This is a genomic window from Pantoea sp. S-LA4, from assembly GCF_054482835.1.
The window spans coordinates 616,525-634,050 of the sequence record NZ_JBTLRC010000002.1 but is presented as its reverse complement, the minus strand read 5'-3'; the positions used below and the strand labels follow the sequence as shown (position 1 = coordinate 634,050).

Annotated in this window: 19 protein-coding genes and 1 tRNA gene; 6 read left to right on the top strand and 14 right to left on the bottom strand. The window is 55.3% G+C overall.

Going from position 1 to position 17,526, the window contains the following annotated elements:
• The first annotated feature begins 51 nt into the window (after positions 1-51).
• Together ACX3P5_RS03735 and ACX3P5_RS03730 are read left to right on the top strand one after the other, a co-directional pair.
• Positions 52-912, top strand: a complete 861-nt coding sequence (locus tag ACX3P5_RS03735; protein ID WP_233985178.1) for a LysR family transcriptional regulator — start codon at positions 52-54, stop codon at positions 910-912.
• Between the two features lie 90 nt (positions 913-1,002).
• Entirely contained in the window at positions 1,003-2,385 is a 1,383-nt protein-coding gene (locus ACX3P5_RS03730) for an amidohydrolase (RefSeq protein ID WP_458968302.1), read from the top strand.
• A gap of 54 nt (positions 2,386-2,439) precedes the next feature.
• Here the strand turns inward: ACX3P5_RS03730 and ACX3P5_RS03725 are convergent, their stop codons facing one another.
• Entirely contained in the window at positions 2,440-2,658 is a 219-nt protein-coding gene (locus ACX3P5_RS03725) for a hypothetical protein (RefSeq protein ID WP_031375001.1), read from the bottom strand.
• Positions 2,659-3,071: 413 nt separating this feature from the next.
• Between ACX3P5_RS03725 and dbpA the strand changes: the two genes are divergently transcribed.
• Positions 3,072-4,454 carry an ATP-dependent RNA helicase DbpA gene (gene dbpA / locus ACX3P5_RS03720; RefSeq protein ID WP_458968301.1) on the top strand — a complete coding sequence of 461 codons (1,383 nt, stop codon included), beginning with the start codon at positions 3,072-3,074 and terminating at the stop codon, positions 4,452-4,454.
• 34 nt (positions 4,455-4,488) lie between these two features.
• Here dbpA and ACX3P5_RS03715 read toward each other — a convergent pair whose 3' ends face one another.
• Positions 4,489-4,881 carry a YgiW/YdeI family stress tolerance OB fold protein gene (locus tag ACX3P5_RS03715; RefSeq protein ID WP_233985181.1) on the bottom strand — a complete coding sequence of 131 codons (393 nt, stop codon included), beginning with the start codon at positions 4,879-4,881 and terminating at the stop codon, positions 4,489-4,491.
• Positions 4,882-5,048: 167 nt separating this feature from the next.
• On the opposite strand from ACX3P5_RS03715, the gene ACX3P5_RS03710 reads away from it, so the two are divergent.
• The 3 genes from ACX3P5_RS03710 (at position 5,049) to ACX3P5_RS03700 (ending at position 8,121) form a co-directional block, all read left to right on the top strand.
• On the top strand, positions 5,049-6,011 hold the full coding sequence (locus ACX3P5_RS03710) for a chemotaxis protein (RefSeq protein WP_336754767.1): 963 nt from the start codon (positions 5,049-5,051) through the stop codon (positions 6,009-6,011).
• A gap of 89 nt (positions 6,012-6,100) precedes the next feature.
• Positions 6,101-6,232, top strand: a complete 132-nt coding sequence (locus ACX3P5_RS03705; RefSeq protein ID WP_336754766.1) for a hypothetical protein — start codon at positions 6,101-6,103, stop codon at positions 6,230-6,232.
• 308 nt (positions 6,233-6,540) lie between these two features.
• Positions 6,541-8,121: a methyl-accepting chemotaxis protein gene (locus tag ACX3P5_RS03700; RefSeq protein ID WP_458968300.1), complete on the top strand. Its 1,581-nt coding sequence runs from the start codon at positions 6,541-6,543 to the stop codon at positions 8,119-8,121.
• Positions 8,122-8,444: 323 nt separating this feature from the next.
• Here ACX3P5_RS03700 and ymcF read toward each other — a convergent pair whose 3' ends face one another.
• The 12 genes from ymcF to proB all read right to left on the bottom strand — a co-directional run bounded on the left by ymcF (position 8,445) and on the right by proB (position 17,476).
• Entirely contained in the window at positions 8,445-8,615 is a 171-nt protein-coding gene (gene ymcF, locus ACX3P5_RS03695) for a cold shock small protein YmcF (protein WP_143807302.1), read from the bottom strand.
• Positions 8,616-8,618: 3 nt separating this feature from the next.
• The gene (gene cspE, locus ACX3P5_RS03690; protein WP_009091867.1) at positions 8,619-8,831 is read right to left on the bottom strand and encodes a transcription antiterminator/RNA stability regulator CspE; all 213 of its coding nucleotides are present in this window, start codon (positions 8,829-8,831) and stop codon (positions 8,619-8,621) included.
• A 415-nt stretch (positions 8,832-9,246) separates the two neighbouring features.
• Positions 9,247-9,576, bottom strand: a complete 330-nt coding sequence (locus tag ACX3P5_RS03685) for an Ivy family c-type lysozyme inhibitor (RefSeq protein ID WP_458968299.1) — start codon at positions 9,574-9,576, stop codon at positions 9,247-9,249.
• Positions 9,577-9,808: 232 nt separating this feature from the next.
• Positions 9,809-9,884, bottom strand: a tRNA-Thr gene (locus tag ACX3P5_RS03680).
• Positions 9,885-10,055: 171 nt separating this feature from the next.
• A complete protein-coding gene (locus ACX3P5_RS03675) occupies positions 10,056-11,801 on the bottom strand; it encodes a glycosyl hydrolase family 28-related protein (protein ID WP_233985185.1) in 1,746 nt (581 codons plus the stop codon).
• A 204-nt stretch (positions 11,802-12,005) separates the two neighbouring features.
• Positions 12,006-12,299, bottom strand: coding sequence for a hypothetical protein (locus ACX3P5_RS03670; protein ID WP_233985186.1), 294 nt, complete (start codon positions 12,297-12,299; stop codon positions 12,006-12,008).
• Positions 12,296-12,643 carry a DUF7940 domain-containing protein gene (locus ACX3P5_RS03665; protein WP_233985187.1) on the bottom strand — a complete coding sequence of 116 codons (348 nt, stop codon included), beginning with the start codon at positions 12,641-12,643 and terminating at the stop codon, positions 12,296-12,298. The genes ACX3P5_RS03670 and ACX3P5_RS03665 overlap by 4 nt, the downstream gene beginning before the upstream one ends.
• The gene (locus tag ACX3P5_RS03660) at positions 12,640-13,107 is read right to left on the bottom strand and encodes a lysozyme family protein (RefSeq protein WP_233985188.1); all 468 of its coding nucleotides are present in this window, start codon (positions 13,105-13,107) and stop codon (positions 12,640-12,642) included. Before ACX3P5_RS03660 ends, ACX3P5_RS03665 begins: the two co-directional genes overlap by 4 nt.
• Before the next feature lie 204 nt (positions 13,108-13,311).
• Positions 13,312-13,590: a transcriptional antitermination N peptide gene (locus tag ACX3P5_RS03655; protein ID WP_031374992.1), complete on the bottom strand. Its 279-nt coding sequence runs from the start codon at positions 13,588-13,590 to the stop codon at positions 13,312-13,314.
• A 423-nt stretch (positions 13,591-14,013) separates the two neighbouring features.
• The gene (locus ACX3P5_RS03650; RefSeq protein ID WP_233985189.1) at positions 14,014-14,745 is read right to left on the bottom strand and encodes a S24 family peptidase; all 732 of its coding nucleotides are present in this window, start codon (positions 14,743-14,745) and stop codon (positions 14,014-14,016) included.
• A gap of 363 nt (positions 14,746-15,108) precedes the next feature.
• Positions 15,109-16,362, bottom strand: coding sequence for a glutamate-5-semialdehyde dehydrogenase (proA, locus tag ACX3P5_RS03645; RefSeq protein WP_458968298.1), 1,254 nt, complete (start codon positions 16,360-16,362; stop codon positions 15,109-15,111).
• 10 nt (positions 16,363-16,372) lie between these two features.
• The gene (gene proB, locus ACX3P5_RS03640; protein WP_233985191.1) at positions 16,373-17,476 is read right to left on the bottom strand and encodes a glutamate 5-kinase; all 1,104 of its coding nucleotides are present in this window, start codon (positions 17,474-17,476) and stop codon (positions 16,373-16,375) included.
• Between the last annotated feature and the right edge of the window lie 50 nt (positions 17,477-17,526).

The following is a 17,526-nucleotide window of genomic DNA, read 5'->3' as shown; positions in this document are numbered from 1 at the left end:
CTCATCGCTACTATCTGGAAATGAAATATTACTCTGTCAGGTAGTGGGAAAATGAATCGTCAGCCGATGTTTACGCCGCAGCAACTGCTGAGCTTTGTGGCTGTGTGTGAAACGGCCAGCTTTACCCGCGCCGCTGAGCGGGTGCATCTGTCGCAATCCACCGTCAGTCAGCAGGTGCGACGGCTGGAAGAGATGGTGGGTAAAGATTTGCTGGTGCGCTCGTCACATCAGGTTCAGATCACCGAAGAGGGTGAAAAATTGCTGGGCTATGCCCGCCGGATTATCGCCCTGAACGCTGAAGCGCACGACGTGCTGAGCGATCAGTGGCGCGAGGGCGTGCTGCGTCTCGGCGTGCCGGAAGATTTCGCCGCGCCGACCGCGGGCCTGCTGGCGAATTTCAGTCGTGCCCATCCTCAGCTGCGGCTGGATGTGATGAGCGGAATGCAGGTGGAGCTGCGGCGGGCCTGGCAGCGTGAAGAGCTGGATATCATGCTGATCAAACAGACCTATGGCGAGCGGCCGCTGGCGTCACGTCCGGAACCGCTGCTGTGGCTCGACAGCGCCGCGTCACCCTGCTTTGAGCAGACGCCGGTGCCGCTGGTGCTGTTTCCGCAGCAGGGATTGTACCGCGATGAGGTCTGCCAGACGCTCGACGCGCTGGGCCGTAGCTGGCGTATCAGCTACAGCAGCGCCAGTCTGGTGGCGCTTGCTGCCGCCAGCGCCGGGGGGCTCGGTCTGACGCTGCTGCCCGCCAGCTGTCGCCTGCCGCAGCATCGGGTGCTGGGCAGCGAACAGGGACTGCCGGTGATCGATAGCTTCGAGCTGGCGCTGTTCTGCCGTCAGCCGCAGGATCCGTTGCAGCGTGAACTGGCTGAGGCGCTGGTAACATTTGGTCAGTTGCGCTGGCAGTGACATTTCGAATAGCCAGCAGTGGAAAATAGCGCAGCAAGCCGGGCTGCCGTTTGTCAGATTAGGGTCTTGTTCATTTTGCAGGAGCCTCTGATGCCCACTTCCCCTTCTCCGAGCCGTCGTGACTTCCTCGGCCAGAGCGTACGCTGGACCGCAGCCGGTGGTTTACTGGCCGCAGGCCTGAGCCAGGCCAGCGTGGCGACCCGCGTCGTATCCCCTGTTGCCGACCGCGCCGCTGCCCTGCCGCAAAAGGATCACTACCTGCTGCGTAATGTGCGGCTGGAAGAAGGATTTGAACGCGAGGGCGATGAGATTATTGCCACCCGGACTGCGCTGTATGACATCAGCGTGCGGAACGGAAAAATCGATCGACTGCAACCCGCAGGCCAGGGCGACGGCACGTTACCGGCGTGGGATGCAGAGGGCGCGCTGCTGCTGCCTTCGACCCAGGATATGCATATCCATCTTGATAAGACCTTTTATGGCGGCCCGTGGCAGGCACCGCGTCCGCGTCAGGGCAAAACCATCATGGATATGATCGCCCGGGAACAGGTGCTGATCCCGCAGTTGCTGCCACATTCTCAGGCACGTGCCGAGGCCCTGATTGCGCTGCTACACGCCAAAGGCACCACCCGCGCCCGCAGCCACTGCAATATCGATCCGGTCAGTGGTCTGCAAAGCCTCGATCATCTGCAGGCCGCGCTGGCGAATCACCCCAATTTTCCCTGCGAAATCGTGGCGTTTCCGCAGCATGGATTGCTGCATTCTCAGGTCGATGGCCTGATGCGCGAAGCGATGCAGCGCGGCGTTCAGTATGTCGGCGGCCTCGATCCCACTAATGCGGATGGCGCAATGGAAAAGTCACTGGATGCGATGTTCCTGATAGCACTCGACTATCAGCGCGGCGTCGATATTCACCTGCATGAAACGTCCGCGGCCGGCGTGGCCGCGATTCAGTACATGATCGATACCGTGGCCCGCAACCCGGCGCTGAAGGGCAAAGTGACGCTGAGCCACGGTTTTGCGCTGGCCACGCTGGAGGGCAGCGCGCTGGACAGGATGATAGAGGGGCTGGCTGAGCAGCAGTTCAGCGTCGCCTCGACTTTGCCGATCGGTAAACTCACCATGCCGATTCCGCAGTTACAGGCGGCTGGCATTCACGTCATGACCGGGACCGACAGCGTGATCGATCACTGGTCGCCGTTTGGCACCGGCAGCATGCTGGAGAAAGCGAATCTGTACGCGCAGCTTTATCGGGGATCGGATGAGTTTTCGCTGTCACGGGCGCTGTCCATTGCCACCGCTAATCAACTGCCATTGTCAGCGACCGGCGAGCGTCAGTGGCCGAAATCGGGTGATGAAGCCAGCATGATGCTGGTTGCAGCAAGCTGTTCTGCTGAAGCGGTGGCCCGCATTTCACCGGTGGTGGCGACCTTTTCGCGCGGCAAGCCGGTCTTTGCGCTGGCCTCTGCCTGAAACAACAGAGCCTCCGAATCGGAGGCTCTGCATTTACCTGAATGGACCAAACCGTCAGGCGGTTTTAGCCCATTTATCATTCGACATTAATTCCATTGCCAGCGCATATAAGCGACGATCTTCCTGATCACAGGGCTCATCTTCCGCATAACAGCCGATCATTGAAGCGATCTTATCGGCTGATAAGCTCTCTCCATGAACGTGCAGTGTCAGTACGGCGCGGCCTACTATTTTAAGCACATTCTCATGTGGTCCCTGGATGCTATTACTCAATGAAAATACCCTCTACCGGTCGTTGTACCAGGAATATGGCGCGCTAAATATAAAGCAATTAGCGCCAGATTTTTATCGGCATTAAGGGTGATATTTTTTAATGATTAATTCTTTTACTGGAGTCACTATTAAGGAGTTATCTGATTAACAATGAAATAAAGTTTTAAAAACGGTGAGTTATAAACTAATAACTGGCCTTGATGGATAACCGTAACGGCAGGTCGTTCTTTCACCAGCGATAAAGGATTAAAAAAAACCACCAATTTCAGCCCCACTTCGGCTAATTTTTAGTCGTTCCGCCATAAATTGTTTCATACTGCTAACCTCAAGGTTCCCGTTGCCGTCAGCCCGGCTTTCTGCCAGACTTGCGCGCGCAATACTGCCCTTCACTATTAGCCTCAGAGGCCGCGCCCGTGACCGCTTTTTCTACCCTCAATACCCTTCCCGACAGCCAGCTCGATAACCTGCGCGAGATGGGCTATACCAGCATGACGCCGGTTCAGGCCGCCACGCTGCCCGCCATTTTGCAGGGTCGTGACGTGCGCGCGCAGGCAAAAACCGGCAGCGGAAAAACCGCCGCCTTTGGTATTGGCTTACTGCACCATATCGACAGCGCCCGGTTTCAGACCCAGGCGCTGATTCTCTGCCCGACCCGTGAACTGGCGGATCAGGTCGGCAACGTGCTGCGTCAGCTGGCACGCTTCACCCGTAACATTAAAGTTCTGACCCTGTGTGGCGGCCAGCCGATGAGCGCCCAGCGTGATTCGCTGGTGCATCCGCCGCATATTGTGGTCGGTACGCCGGGTCGTATTCTGGACCACATCAAGCGTGAAAACCTGAAGCTGGAACAGCTGCGTACGCTGGTGCTGGATGAAGCTGACCGGATGCTGGAGATGGGTTTCCGCGACGACATGGAAACCATTATTGAGGCGACGCCAGCGTCACGCCAGACGCTGCTGTTTTCCGCCACCTGGCCCGAGGGCATTGCCGCCATCAGCAGCCGCTTCCAGCGCGATGCGCTGAGCGTGGTGACGGAAGAAGTCAGCGAACTGCCGTCGATTGAACAGCAGTTCATTGAGGCCAGTCACGGTGAAAAATTAGCGCTGCTGATCGCCCTGCTGAGCGAGCGCCAGCCCGCCTCATGCGTCGTCTTCTGTAACACCCGTCGCGAATGCGATGAGATTGCTGCAGCGCTGAACGCGCGTGATATCAGCGCCCTGCCGCTGCATGGCGATCTTGAGCAGCGCGATCGTGAGCGGGTGCTGATCCGCTTCGCCAACGGCAGCGGCCGGGTACTGGTCGCCACCGACGTGGCCGCCCGTGGTCTCGACATCAAATCGCTGGCGATGGTGGTGAACTATCAGCTGGCCTGGGACCCGGAAGTGCATCTGCACCGCATTGGCCGTACCGCCCGCGCCGGCGAGCACGGCGTCGCGGTCAGCCTGGTTGCGGCCGATGAGATGGCACGCGCCCATGCGCTGGAAGATTTCCTGCAGCAGAAACTGCCGTGGATCGCCGCCAACACTGTGAAAAAGGGCAACAGCAAACCCTTGCCTGCCGCGATGATGACCCTGTGCATTGATGGTGGCCGCAAAGCCAAGATCCGTCCGGGGGATATCCTTGGCGCACTGACCGGTGAAGCGGGCTATCGCGCTGAGCAGATCGGTAAGATTGTGCTGACGCCGACTCACGCCTACGTCGCGATTGATGCCGCGCAGGCGAAAGGCGCACTGGTGAAGCTGAAGCAGGGGAAAATCAAAGGCAAAACCTGCCGGGCGATTCTGCTGAAGGATTAATATTCAGGGCGAGGCTGACGCCTCGCCCGGTTTATTATGGCTCGTCAATCTGCGTGACGTGCAGCGTGGTTTTGTCCCCTTTACCCTGCACCTTGCCGCTGACGCGTACTTTGTCCTCAGCGCTGTAGGTTTTACCATCAAAGGTTTTCTTCGGCGCAATGATCGGTAATGTGCCGGTATTATCGCGGAACTGATAGGTATCACCCTGCTGTTTCTTTACGATATAACCTTCCAGCGTCACGTATCCGCCCTGACGGAAATCGCGAATCTGGTTGATATGAGTCTGCCCGGTATCTTCCGATCCCTTATAGCCTGCATCCTCTTTATGCTGCGGCGGCGGTGCTTCACCCGCTTTGTATCCCCCCTCTTCGGCATACACGCCAGCACTCATTACCACCAACAGCGACGCTAAAATTACTTTTTTCATTTCACACTCCTGTATTGGAAAGGTGTCCATGTCGAACCTTCACCGATAAGCCTGGCACAATAATTGGCGTCCGTTTTATTTCACCCTTCTGTTCTCACCTTTTTCCTTTTGCTGCCGATAACCTGTTCACACCCTATTTCACCAGCTGCGTTAATGCAGAGGCAACGATGGATAATTTTCAAAAAGAGATTGATGAGAGAGCAAACCTCGCGTTATCGAACAAATTTGAACTGCTGCTGTTTCGCTTAGGCTCCGACCAGTTGAAAGGCAAGTCAGAACTGTTTGGCATTAACGTCTTCAAGCTGCGTGAAATTGTGCCGATGCCCGCCATCACCAAAGCCGCCGGGATGCGTTCACCGCTGCTGGGTATGGCCAGCATTCGCGGTCAGTTCATTCCGGTTATCGATCTGCCGGCGGTTGCCGGCTGCGTGCCGGAGACCGGCCTGAATCTGCTGCTGGTCACCGAGTATGCGCGTAACACGCAGGCCTTCGCGGTGGAGTCGGTGGAAAACATCGTGCGCCTCGACTGGAGCCAGGTACATACCGCAGAAGCCGGTATCGGTGGTCGCAACATCACCAGCATTGCCTGTCTCGACAGTGACAAACAGAGTAACGATCTGGCGATGGTGCTGGATGTTGAACAGATTCTGTATGACATCATTCCTTCTGTTCGCGGTGTGGAACCGGAAGCAACCAAAGCGCGTGAATTTAACTATCGCCCTGGCGCCGTCGCCATTGTGGCGGAAGATTCCAAAGTGGCGCGTCAGCTGCTGGAACAGGGCCTGAAGAGCATGGGCATCCCGTCGCTGATGTTCAATACCGGCCTGGAAGCATGGGAAAAGCTCAAGCTGATGAGTCAGGAAGCGCAGGCAGCGGGCGAGTCGATTCACGACAAAATTGCCTTTGTGCTGACCGACCTGGAAATGCCAGAGATGGATGGCTTCACCCTGACCCGCAACATTAAGCGTGACGAAGTACTGAAGCGTCTGCCGGTGGTGATCCACTCTTCACTGTCAGGCAGCGCCAATGAAGACCACGTACGCAAAGTGGGTGCCGACGGATATGTCGCTAAATTCGAATTAAACGAACTCTCTGATGTGATTTTTAACGTTCTCGAAGCAGCCCGCTAAGCAAAAGGCAGATTGAGGCGTTTCAGCATCGGTCTGCCGCTCTGGTCTGTTTCGTACTGCGTCTTTACTCTTTAGCCAGGAATTTACCCATGCACAGCGAAACCTTACCTGTTACCTCCCGTCAAAACGTGCTGCGTGGCCGTTTACGTCAGCTTGCCTGGATCAGCGCAGTGACCCTTAGCATTCTGTTCTGGGTCGGCCTCTATTTTTTAGTTTTCTAATCTTTCATCTCCCTGACGGTTCAGGCTGCCAGTGTCATGGCTGTCAGCCCAGCCGATCCCATCCGGCTTTCCTCTTTTATCGGGACGGTTTTGTTAAACACGATTAATCCAGGCGATTAATGGTGCGCTTTTCCCTGCCTGTTACTTCAAAAAAATTAAAGGTAAAGCTTAACGCTCCGATAACAGTGTGCGCGGGATCACCTTTTTTTCGGCGCCACGACGCCGGGCACAGCAGTGGAATCGCGCACAGCAGCAAGGAATCTGATTGCTGATAACAGAGTGATAAATAATAAAACGGGGAAAAGAACATGGTCAGTATCAGGAATATGAAGGTGGGTATGCGGCTCGGCGCAGCCTTCGGTATTGTTGTGACGTTACTGATAGTTATTGGTGTGACATCCATAACCAAAATTAACAGCATTAACACCGCCATTGCCTCGATCGTTGACGATCGGTACGTAAAAGTGCGACTGGCATTTGATGTGCGCGATGGTGTCAACGATCAGATCAAATACCTGCGCGGCATCGTGATCGACACCAACCGTCCGGAAATGAACGTGAAACGTTATGGTCAGCTGGATGAAGCCACTCAGCGGACTAACGTCGCAATGAAAAAGATCGCTGATATTCAGGTTACCGCGGTCGGTAAGAAAAAAATTGCCGGTTTGCTGGCTTCTGCTGAAGCGTTTGAAAAGGTTAAAGCGGAGTTGATTACGCTGGTGAAAAGCGGCAATTTCGATGCGGCCAGCGCTTATGTACTGAAATCGATGACCGCGACCCAGAACAAATTCCTTGATGATGCTGTCGCTTTTGCCAATTCTCAGGATGCTCAGCTGCGCGGTGAAGGTCAGAGCATTGTGGCGAATGGTGAGTCGGCTATCACCATCACGCTGATTTTCTCTGCGCTGGCGATTCTGGCCTCCATCATGCTGGGTATTTTCCTGACGCGTTCGATCGTGCGCCCGCTGGTGGCCGCGGTGGATGTGGCCGAACGCGTTGCTGCTGGCGATCTGAGCTCAAAAATTCAGGTGACGTCACGCGACGAAACCGGCGTGCTGATGCAGGCGCTGCAACAGATGAATGATAACCTGCTCTCCATCGTGACGGAAGTGCGTACCGGTTCCGATACCATTGCGGTGGCGTCGAACCAGATTTCCAGCGGCAATCTTGATCTCTCGACCCGTACCGAGCAGCAGGCCAGTTCGCTGGAAGAGACCGCATCTGCGATGGAGCAGATGACCTCAACCGTGAAGCACAACGCCGATAACGCCCGTGAAGCTAACCAGCTGGTGGCGAGTACCTCCAGCGTCGCGCGCGAAGGTGGCGTGGTGATGGAGCAGGTGATCGAGAAGATGGAGGCCATTGCCCTGTCGTCGAAGAAAATTGTCGATATTATCAGCGTGATCGATTCCATCGCCTTCCAGACCAACATTCTGTCACTCAACGCCGCCGTCGAAGCAGCGCGTGCCGGTGAACAGGGACGGGGTTTTGCGGTAGTTGCCTCTGAAGTGCGCAATCTGGCGCAGCGTTCGGCCTCTGCCGCCAAAGAGATCAAAGTGCTGATTGAAGATTCAGTAGCGAAGGTGGATGAAGGCAGCAAACTGGTGACTCACGCTGGCTCAACTATCGGCGAAGTGGTCAACAGCGTACAGAGCGTGGCAAACATCATGAGTGAAATCACCATCGCCAGCAGCGAGCAGAGCAGCGGCATCAGTGAGATCAACATGGCGATTACCCAGATGGAAGCGGTGACGCAGCAAAATGCCGCGCTGGTGCAGGAAGCGTCCGCGGCCTCACAGGCGTTGCAGGATCAGGCTGAGCGGATGGCGCAGGCGATGAGCGTGTTTAAAGTTGGACAGCTCTCGCTGAATGCTGCGCACACAGCGTGATAGTCGGTTTCTGATCACTATCCAGCGGCCTGCTTCGGCGGGCCGTGACGATGTTATCCCGCCGCGTTGTGGCCGGATGAGTGCCTGAACTGGCGTTAATATCGGTGGCATTGAGAAGCGATGACGTCAGGGCTTTCGCCAGCAACCCGCGGAGCCATGAGTAAGAAACGGAATAGCGGGAACATCAGAGGAAGAAGAAGCAGAAGCAGAAGCAGAAGCAGAAGCAGAAGCAGAAGCAGAATGACAGAAACAAAAAAGGCTGCCAGTGGCAGCCTTTCATTACAGTCAATGCAACAACGCTATAAAGCTCAGTTAGCCTTAAATCAGAAAGCGCGAGGCTGGTTCTGAAGTGCAATCCTCGCCGCGTTCACCTGAACAACGACAGATTTGCAGAAAATGCATTTCGCTCCATGCGGATTGGCTCTTGTAACATCAAAGTGTGATGTACGAAACTGTGAGCCATTACAGTGAGGACATTTAAATGTAATTTTCAGTCCTTAGAGACCAACAACGTTCGCAGCAGCTGGGCCTTTGGCGCCATTTTCTACTGTAAACTCAACTTGTTGACCTTCATCTAATGAACGGAAATCAGTGCCCTGGATTGCAGAGAAATGTACGAATACATCTTTGCTGCCGTCCTGAGGAGAGATGAAACCGAAGCCTTTCTCTGCGTTAAACCACTTAACGGTACCGCGAATTTTGTTAGACATGCTTAAATCCTTAATATATCGAGCCTTCCGGCATAATGGCCTGAGAACAGATTTTAATCAGAACGTAAGAGAAGACTCAAAAAGAAGGGATGTCTCGCGACAAACTTAGAGATGAGAACTGCTTTGGATACTTACTTTGATAGTGTCTGTTAATCAAACCGACGATTCATTAGGCCACACTTCGCCGGGTGACGCAAGCAGCAATTCAAATTAATCGTCAGTAACCCTTAATTGAATCGCCGCCAGCTTGGTCGCAACGGGCCCGCAGGCGCCTCAGTGTGAAGCGCCACCATTCAATCGGTTAAACAGAATGCTGCGCATCTCTGCAGAATCGGTCGGATTAAAGTTCATCCAGCTGAGCGTCTGGCGGTCGCTTTTCGTATCGTACTCAGAGAAGAGACCATGAATCGCCCCGTTAGTCGCTTTTCGTATCGTACTCAGAGAAGAGACCATGAATCGCCCCGTTATCAGGTGAATAAAGGATGGCGATAGATTGCACCGGGCAGTGATGAGGCTTACAACCGGAAAGAACCTGATACTTCACGCCTTTCATCACGACCTCATCGGCCGGAAAGCTGGTCCCGCCATTTCTGACCCATGCGGGCAACCTGTAGCGCTCAACCAGCCTGTTATAAGCCGCCCCACTCTCTTTAGCCTGAATAAAATCAAACAGGTAAGGCTTGTCAGCTGCATTCGCAAGAAATGACCCCATCGTCAGGGCAGCAGCCAGCAGAATTTTTTTCATCTCCGTTTCCTCGTTCAGGATGCTTCAGACGTCGGCCGATGGTCGTCCGGTACATCACTGCATCACTCCATCAGCGCCACGGGCTGAGAGCCAGCACGGGCGGTCAGGCTGAATATTACATCTGGCTGCAATTTTTATGGCCTCCTTAATAGAAGCAGGAGAACGGCTGTTGACGATCGGTTGTAGGGGATAAAAGGGAAGATACGGCTGGAAGGTAACTGACTGATATAACTGGTGCCGGTAAGAGGAGTCGAACCTCCGACCTTCGCATTACGAATGCGCTGCTCTACCAACTGAGCTATACCGGCAAACGGGTGGGATTAGCGAGGAAATACCTTAGAAAAAAAGCGGAAATGCGTCAAGAGAGCGGCCATTCAACTGCGGATTTTCGCACCACCTCATGCCAGAATGAGACCGCGGTGGGCGAGTTTCAGACAAAAAAGGGCGAGGCCGCCGCCTCGCCCAAAAAGTGCCGATCATCAATCGTAGTAAGGAACCTTACGGTCAACGCCGTTGATATTGATCAGCACAAACCCGGTTGGTGCCGTTTTGTTCGCCGGGGTTCCCGCCGCCGTGGCGAGCGTCACCACCCCTTTTTCATTGGCACCAATACCCGCCAGTCCGTTATGCATACCAAAGCGTGCCGCCGGTTTCAGCGTCCCGACTTTAGTGATATCGGTGACCACCGACATATCGGACTGGAACAGCGAACAGGAACCGGTATCGAAGCGGGTCGGCCCGGTGGTTTTGAGGTTGAACATGGTTTCGCCACTGTTGGCCCGCAGCTTAACCCAGACCACCGCATAGGTGGTGCCGACCCGGTTGTAACGGATATCCATCACCGACGGCTGGCCCATGTGATAGGCATCCGCCCACACCGTCTCCAGTCGCTGCAGATTAATCAGCGTTCTGCCGGTTCCCGGCAGGTTTACCGGCGATCCCGCCGTGCCGGAGGGCGTCGTGGTATCCGCTTTCCCGATCAGTTCCATAACCCACGCCTGATTAGGTGCCGGGAAATAGAGCTGCCCCAGCCGATACCAGTTATCAGTATCGGTATTGTTCACCACCTTATATCCGCTGAAATAGCCGACACGTAGCGAACCGGTTAAATAGCTGCCGTGGTTTTCATCACGACGATAACCATATTCAAAGGTCGACAGCCATTTACCGGCGGCCAGGTCATTACTGATTTTCGCCCCGGCCTGCAGGTTGATCTGACGCATGATGACGCGGGCATTGTTGAGATTGAGCGGCGTACCGCAATCTTCAATGTTCAGCGTATCGATGGTCCAGCCGCCATCCGACAGATCGCCGGGATTACGGGTATGCTCAATCCAGACGTTACGCAGGATGCCCTGAGTCATACGCGGCATATAGAGCGTGGCGTCGCCATAACCCGACTGGAAGTTGGCATTGCTTAACTCAATAGCGGTGGAGTGATCCCAGACGCCATTCGGCGAGTTAGACCAGCCAACATCAAACACCCGTGAGAAGGTGCTGGTGGTGTAGATCTGGTCGAACTTGCTGTCGAGCGTATCCTGCAGTTTAAATACCGTGCCGCCGGTGCTTTGCGCCCGGAAGCAGCTGATATTGACGGTTTGCCCTTCGATACAGGTATTTTCGAAGAATGGCTGATTGTTGCTGCACTGCTCGGGTAAAATGGTGACTTTGGCAGTGGTATCGGCGCTGGCCTGCCCGTTCCAGACGATCCCTTTGATCGCGGTACGGCGGGCCTTTACTTTAAACACGGTATTGGCGCTTTTATCGGAAACAATGGTGGTGCGCGGCAGTGAGCCCAGCTCCAGATCGTCGCCTAACAGGCCAAAGAACGGGATTTCCGTGTCGCTGAGATCGATGGGTGAAATCAGGAAGCGGCCACCGGGAAAACGTACCGGCAATGCTTTGACGTAGGTGTTGTAGGTCTGGGTCCACGCCAGCATCCGCTTAAACGCGTCGGTATCATCGGTGACGCCATCCCCTTTCGCGCCAAAGTGCAGAATATTCACTTCAGTGGGATCGTTAATGGTGCGTTTCCAGTAAAAACCGTTGCCAATCGCCACCGTACCGCCATCATCCTTCAGGACGGTGGTGCTGAGAAAGCCGACAAAATCCGCGCCGCCACGAAAACTGGAATCTTTATCGTAATAGCGTTTCAGAATCGCAACTTCACCTGATTTTGACGGGACTGTGGTGCGCAGTTCAGCAAAAGAGTTAACTTCGATCATAGAATCCTCCTCAGGATTACTTAGATAAAACACTGATTATCAGCAGGTTACTTAGCAGTGGCCGGATGGCCGCAGAGGGTGTCCCACATGTCGTTGTGGGTGTTGATAGCGCGCACGGTGCGAACGTCCATCTTTTGTGCGTCATCGCCGTAGGTATAAAGAGGGGAAAACAGCACGCAGGCTGAATCGGTTATCGCTACCGGCTCAGGGTTTGTGGTATTTCGACTGCTGCAGCTTGTCGCGAGCAGCAGCGTCATCAAGGTTGTGATTGTCAGTCGCCACACGGTTGGCCTCCTCACGGTTACGTTGTTGTTGCTGCGCGACCGCTTCGACGCGGGACGCCTGTTGTTGCGCGTTATCGACGTCAGAACGGGCTTTTTGCTGCACTTTGCCGATTTTCTTTCCGCCAAAATAACTGGCGCCCAGTGCCGCAATCACCGCAGCCAGCGCCGCGATCCAGTGCCAGCCGCCGCCGAGTAAAGTGGTTAACAGGGTCATGATTTGGTTACCTCCGCCTGCTGCTTCTCATTCAGCAGGTTTTTCTGACGAACAAACTGGGCAATGACCCCCATCGCCACCATGAAGGCGCCGACCAGTCCGAGGTAGTTGTGCGGCAGTATCGATTTGACGTCTTCCGGCAGCACGTTCCAGGCATCCACCGCCGCTGAGGGAAAGGATTGCGCCCAGGCGCTGAGCATTGATCCCAGCGACGCAAGCCAGACTGACCAGGTTTTGAATAACAGACGGGCATGGGAGACAAACTGCAGCGTGGTAAAGCGCTGAAGCAGCAGGAGAATAATGATCGCCGTCAGCACGGCGATGAGAAACATGAGCCATCTCATAGCAGCCCCCGATAAACGGCATAGGTGCCGCTGCGCATGACTTCGGCATGACGTCTGGCCCGGCCCGGCGTCTGACGCGCCCACAGGCTGTTCATCATGGCGTCAGCCGCCTCGTTGAAATTTTCACTGGTGATGGCGCTGAGCATGTTTCTGAACTGCAAGACGCCATCGACGCCCAGCTGATAAGCCATGCTCAGCAGCACATCGGTGCGGGCGTCATTACATTTCGCCAGCGCATTGCGCAGCAGCTCGCGGCTCTGCATCTCCTGCACCTTGCCTTCCACGATGCACTGCTTCCAGACATCTCCGACGCGTCGCGGCACCCGAAACGCATAGTTACTCAGCGAAGCCCCTTTCGGGCCGATGCGGATGCCGCCCGCGACGGTCGGGAAGCCCAGCGTGTCGAGATAAGGCACGTCGGCATACCCCTCTTCAAAGTTCAGCATTGCAATGATCTGGCTCATAACGATTCCTCAATGACGGGTCAGAGCGACTCAGCCCTGTGAAAAAATACATAACGCCCGCTGATCAATACCCACCACCACGCCCGCCGCAGAGAGGGATAACCCTGCAGCAAAACTGAACAGTAATTAACCGGATTGCGGCCAGTTAAAAATGGAGGTGACGGACGGAGAACGGAGGGTAAAACGGGGGATTTCTGACGCTATTCAGCGCACTGCGTAGAGATGCACATGCGGCAGACAGCAGTTGTCGAAACTGGGCGTTTCCTGATTTTTAGCGCGTGGCGCGGTGATAGCGCGATCCACGCGCGGAGTGACCTGACGCTGGCAGATTTGTTCCGCTCGCCGCAGGGTGGGTGTTTCCGGTGGGAAGTTCAGGGCCTGGTCAATGCTCTGTTTCAGGCTGCTGAGAGGTTGGCGCCGCCGATGGCGACGAGTACGTGCGTTGCCCATAAAAACGCTTTTGCCATAGTGAATTATCGCCATAACTCCTCCTGTGAATGAGTCTTTGGCGATGGGGTGGCAGGCGCGAGCTTTCGGCGAACCGAACGGGCCCGAATGTCGCGATTCACGCTCACACACTCACCGCCCGGCTGCGTGAGCAGCCAGGTGGAAAGTAGGCGAAGGGGAATAAACGGCATCTGACGACGCTGCATTTTGCGCATCCACCCCATCCCAAAGTTCACTGACTTTTGGGTGGTTTGATTCGCGCTTGTGCAGCGCCTCAATTGTTTAAGAGCGGCTCATCCCTGAAAGAACTGCTTCGTTCATCCATGTTCAAATTATTAACAGGTTCTTATGCTTTATCAAACACTGTTGGTTAATTTTTTATTTACCGCTGGTTAAATTTTTGAATTTATGTCGATTATTTTTTTGCAGGCAATCGGATCCGGACCGCTGACAACGGGCTTAGCCGAGGATCTGATAGTCTCGCGCCTGGCTCATGATGACTTTGGCGAGTACCTTGAGGCTGGCCACGTCATCGTGGTTGAGATACCAGGTTTCGTAGCGCTTATTGTCTGATATAACAGCTATTTTCTTATGCTGAAGCTGCAGGCGTTTCAGGTAGAGCTGCTCGTCCAGCGTGAAAATGTAGATGCCGTCACCGTCAAACATCCGCACGCTGATGTCGACAAACAGCTGATCGCGGGGCGCGAAGGTGTCCGCCATCGAATCGCTGTTGATGGCAATTAAGCGGATATTTTCTGCCGGGCGGCCATTGAACAGCACCCGCGCCTCATCCTGACCATATTCGATCGCGTGGATGGTTTCGACAAACTCATCGCGCGCAGGCACGCCTGCCGCGCTTTTCTGGCCGATATCGAGGCTATCAACGCGAAACACGTTTTTATGGCTGGTCAGCGCGCTGAACGTCACCGGTTCAGCCGGATGATCCATACCGTACTGCAACCACTCGACCCGGACGCCCAGCAGCTGGCTGAGGGCCAGCAGGTTACCTCCATCGGGCACTGACTGGGCGTTAAACCACTTCCACACCCCCGGCGTTGAAATCTTACAGCCTTGCTGTTGCAGGGCCTTAGCAACCTGTTTGTTTCGTCCATGTCCGACAATGCCGGCACTCTCACAGGCCGCAATCAGCCTGGCGGTGAAAGCTTGTCTTGTACTTTCTTTTTTAACCATTAGTTAATAATCAGCCATAGAGGAGGTACTGGATGTTATTTTCATTATTGCTACCAGTTCATTTTATATTACCGTCCGTTTACTACCTAACCGCTTTATCAAGCATTTCTAATTATCATTATCCTCTGCCGTTTGCGCCTGAACAAAAAATATTGCCTCAGGCCGCGTATAGCACCGGCTTTCAGGAATCTTCCGTAAGGAATTGCGTGAAATTCAGTCAGCTTTTTCCGCTGAAGCGACCCGACAGCGGCAGAAAATTATCTTACAGGCGAGAAACTCTAACTTTGAATGGCCCGGAATTGACCGATAAAAAAAACGGGAGTCTGTAAAAAGACTCCCGTTTTGTTAAAGAAAAGAGGGGGATTATGCCCGCAGGGTGTCGTCGCCCCAGGCAATCCATTTGTAGGTGGTCAGCGCCTCTAATCCCATCGGGCCACGCGCGTGCAGCTTCTGGGTACTGACGGCAACTTCCGCTCCCAGCCCAAACTGTCCGCCATCAGTAAAGCGGGTGCTGGCGTTAACGTAGACCGCTGAAGAATCCACCTGACGAACAAAGCGGGTAGCATTACGGGTGCTGCGGGTCAGAATGGCATCGGAATGCTGAGTGCCGTGCGTGCGGATGTGATCGATCGCCTCATCCATATTCGCCACCCGCTTCACATTGAGATCCAGCGACAGCCATTCATCATCATACTGAGACGGATTAACCGGTTTAACCTGCGCCGGCCCCGGTTGCAGCTGCGCCAGCACGTTGCTGTCAGCGTGCAGCACAATATTTTCCTGCGCCATGCGAGCGCTGAAGGCGGGCAGAAAACGGTCGGCAATCGCCTGATCCACCAGCAAGGTCTCCAGCGAATTACAGGCGCTGGGACGCTGTTTCTTGGCGTTTACAATCACCTCAAGCGCCGGTTCGATCTCCATGGTTTCATCAATGTAGATGTGGCAGACGCCGATGCCGCCGGTGATCACCGGAATGGTGGAGTTTTCACGACACAGCTTGTGCAGCGCCGCGCCGCCGCGCGGGATCAGCATATCAACGTAACGATCCAGCCTGAGCAGCTGATTCACCAGTTCACGATCGGGATTTTCAATCGCCTGGATAATCGCCGCCGGCAAGCCGTGCTGCTGCAGGGCGTTCTGGATAACGCGCACCGTGGCGGCGTTGGTGCGCCACGTCTCTTTCCCGCCGCGCAAAATCGCCGCGTTGCCGGTTTTCAGGCACAGGCTGGCGACATCCACCGTCACATTGGGGCGCGCTTCATAAATCACCGCCACCACGCCGAGCGGCACACGGCGGCGCTCGATACGCAGCCCGCTGTCAAGCAGACCGCCATCAATCAGCTGCCCGACCGGATCGGCCAGCTGACAGACCTGACGGACGTCGCTGGCGATGCCGCTCAGCCGCTGCGGATTCAGCGTCAGCCGATCTAACAGGGCTGCGCTCATGCCGTTCTGGCGCGCATCGGCTAAATCCAGTTCATTAGCGGCCAGGATATCGGCACTTTCGTTTTCCAGACGATCGGCAATGGTCATCAGGACCTGGTTTTTCTCTGCGGTCGACAGATCGGCCACGCGATAGGCTGATGCGCGGGCCGCTTTTCCCATCTCTTCAAGCATTGTTTGCTCCTTAACTGACGATCATGTCGTCGCGGTGAACCGCCACCGGGCCATATTCATAGCCGAGGATTTCACTGATCTGCTGGCTGTGGTGTCCGGCAATCATCCGCATGGCGTCGCTGTTATAGCGCGATACGCCGTGGGCGATATCCCGTCCCTGCAGGCTGCGAATGCGGATCACTTCACCGCGGGAAAAATTACCCTGGATAGCGCGGATGCCTTTCGGCAGCAGCGAACTGCCCCGTTCGATAATCGCCGCCAGCGCGCCGTCATCCACCGTCAGTTCACCGGCAGGCGGTGCACCAAAAATCCAGCGTTTGCGGTTTTCCAGCGGCGACTGCTGAGCGTGAAACAGCGTCCCTACCGGCTTGCCGTCAATCACATCACCGATCACGCCGCTGCGGCTGCCTGAAGCGATGATCACATCGATACCGGCACGACAGGCGACATCCGCCGCCTGCAGCTTGGTCGACATTCCACCGGTGCCCAGTCCCGAAACGCTGCCGCCTGCTAATGAGCGTAACGCATCGTCAATCACATGCACGTCGCTGATCAGCTCAGCGTCGGGATTACTGCGCGGATCGGCGGTAAACAGGCCCTGCTGATCGGTCAGCAGCAGCAGTTTGTCCGCGCCGCCGAGCATCGCCGCCAGCGCCGACAGGTTGTCATTGTCGCCCACCTTAATCTCGGCGGTTGCCACCGCATCGTTCTCATTGATCACCGGCACAATGTGGTTATCGAGCAGTGCGCGCAGCGTGTCGCGGGCATTCAGAAAACGCTCGCGATCTTCCATGTCGGCGCGGGTCAGTAACATCTGACCGATGTGAATGCCATAGATGGAGAATAACTGCTCCCACAGCTGGATCAGACGGCTCTGCCCCACCGCAGCCAGCAGCTGCTTTGAGGCGATGGTCGGCGGCAGTTCGGGGTAACCCAGATGTTCGCGTCCGGCCGCCATCGCGCCGGAGGTGACGATCACAATGCGGTGGCCTGCAGCATGCTGCTGAGCACACTGACGAACCAGCTCCACCATGTGCGCCCGATTCAGCCGGCGTGACCCGCCGGTGAGAACGCTGGTACCCAATTTGACCACTAAGGTCTGACTGCCACTCATATTTCCTGCCGTAGTGAAAAATTTTTACGAAAGGACGTTTTAACAGGAGT

Bases quoted from the DNA above. Each gene is read 5' to 3' on its own strand.
- ACX3P5_RS03735 (WP_233985178.1), top strand. From the start codon at position 52: ATGAATCGTCAGCCGATGTTTACGCCGCAGCAACTGCTGAGCTTTGTG.
- ACX3P5_RS03730 (WP_458968302.1), top strand. From the start codon at position 1,003: ATGCCCACTTCCCCTTCTCCGAGCCGTCGTGACTTCCTCGGCCAGAGC.
- ACX3P5_RS03715 (WP_233985181.1), bottom strand. From the start codon at position 4,881: ATGAAAAAAGTAATTTTAGCGTCGCTGTTGGTGGTAATGAGTGCTGGC.
- ACX3P5_RS03710 (WP_336754767.1), top strand. From the start codon at position 5,049: ATGGATAATTTTCAAAAAGAGATTGATGAGAGAGCAAACCTCGCGTTA.
- ACX3P5_RS03705 (WP_336754766.1), top strand. From the start codon at position 6,101: ATGCACAGCGAAACCTTACCTGTTACCTCCCGTCAAAACGTGCTGCGT.
- ACX3P5_RS03700 (WP_458968300.1), top strand. From the start codon at position 6,541: ATGGTCAGTATCAGGAATATGAAGGTGGGTATGCGGCTCGGCGCAGCC.
- cspE (WP_009091867.1), bottom strand. From the start codon at position 8,831: ATGTCTAACAAAATTCGCGGTACCGTTAAGTGGTTTAACGCAGAGAAA.
- ACX3P5_RS03685 (WP_458968299.1), bottom strand. From the start codon at position 9,576: ATGAAAAAAATTCTGCTGGCTGCTGCCCTGACGATGGGGTCATTTCTT.
- ACX3P5_RS03675 (WP_233985185.1), bottom strand. From the start codon at position 11,801: ATGATCGAAGTTAACTCTTTTGCTGAACTGCGCACCACAGTCCCGTCA.
- ACX3P5_RS03670 (WP_233985186.1), bottom strand. From the start codon at position 12,299: ATGACCCTGTTAACCACTTTACTCGGCGGCGGCTGGCACTGGATCGCG.
- ACX3P5_RS03665 (WP_233985187.1), bottom strand. From the start codon at position 12,643: ATGAGATGGCTCATGTTTCTCATCGCCGTGCTGACGGCGATCATTATT.
- ACX3P5_RS03660 (WP_233985188.1), bottom strand. From the start codon at position 13,107: ATGAGCCAGATCATTGCAATGCTGAACTTTGAAGAGGGGTATGCCGAC.
- ACX3P5_RS03655 (WP_031374992.1), bottom strand. From the start codon at position 13,590: ATGGCGATAATTCACTATGGCAAAAGCGTTTTTATGGGCAACGCACGT.
- ACX3P5_RS03650 (WP_233985189.1), bottom strand. From the start codon at position 14,745: ATGGTTAAAAAAGAAAGTACAAGACAAGCTTTCACCGCCAGGCTGATT.
- proA (WP_458968298.1), bottom strand. From the start codon at position 16,362: ATGCTTGAAGAGATGGGAAAAGCGGCCCGCGCATCAGCCTATCGCGTG.
- proB (WP_233985191.1), bottom strand. From the start codon at position 17,476: ATGAGTGGCAGTCAGACCTTAGTGGTCAAATTGGGTACCAGCGTTCTC.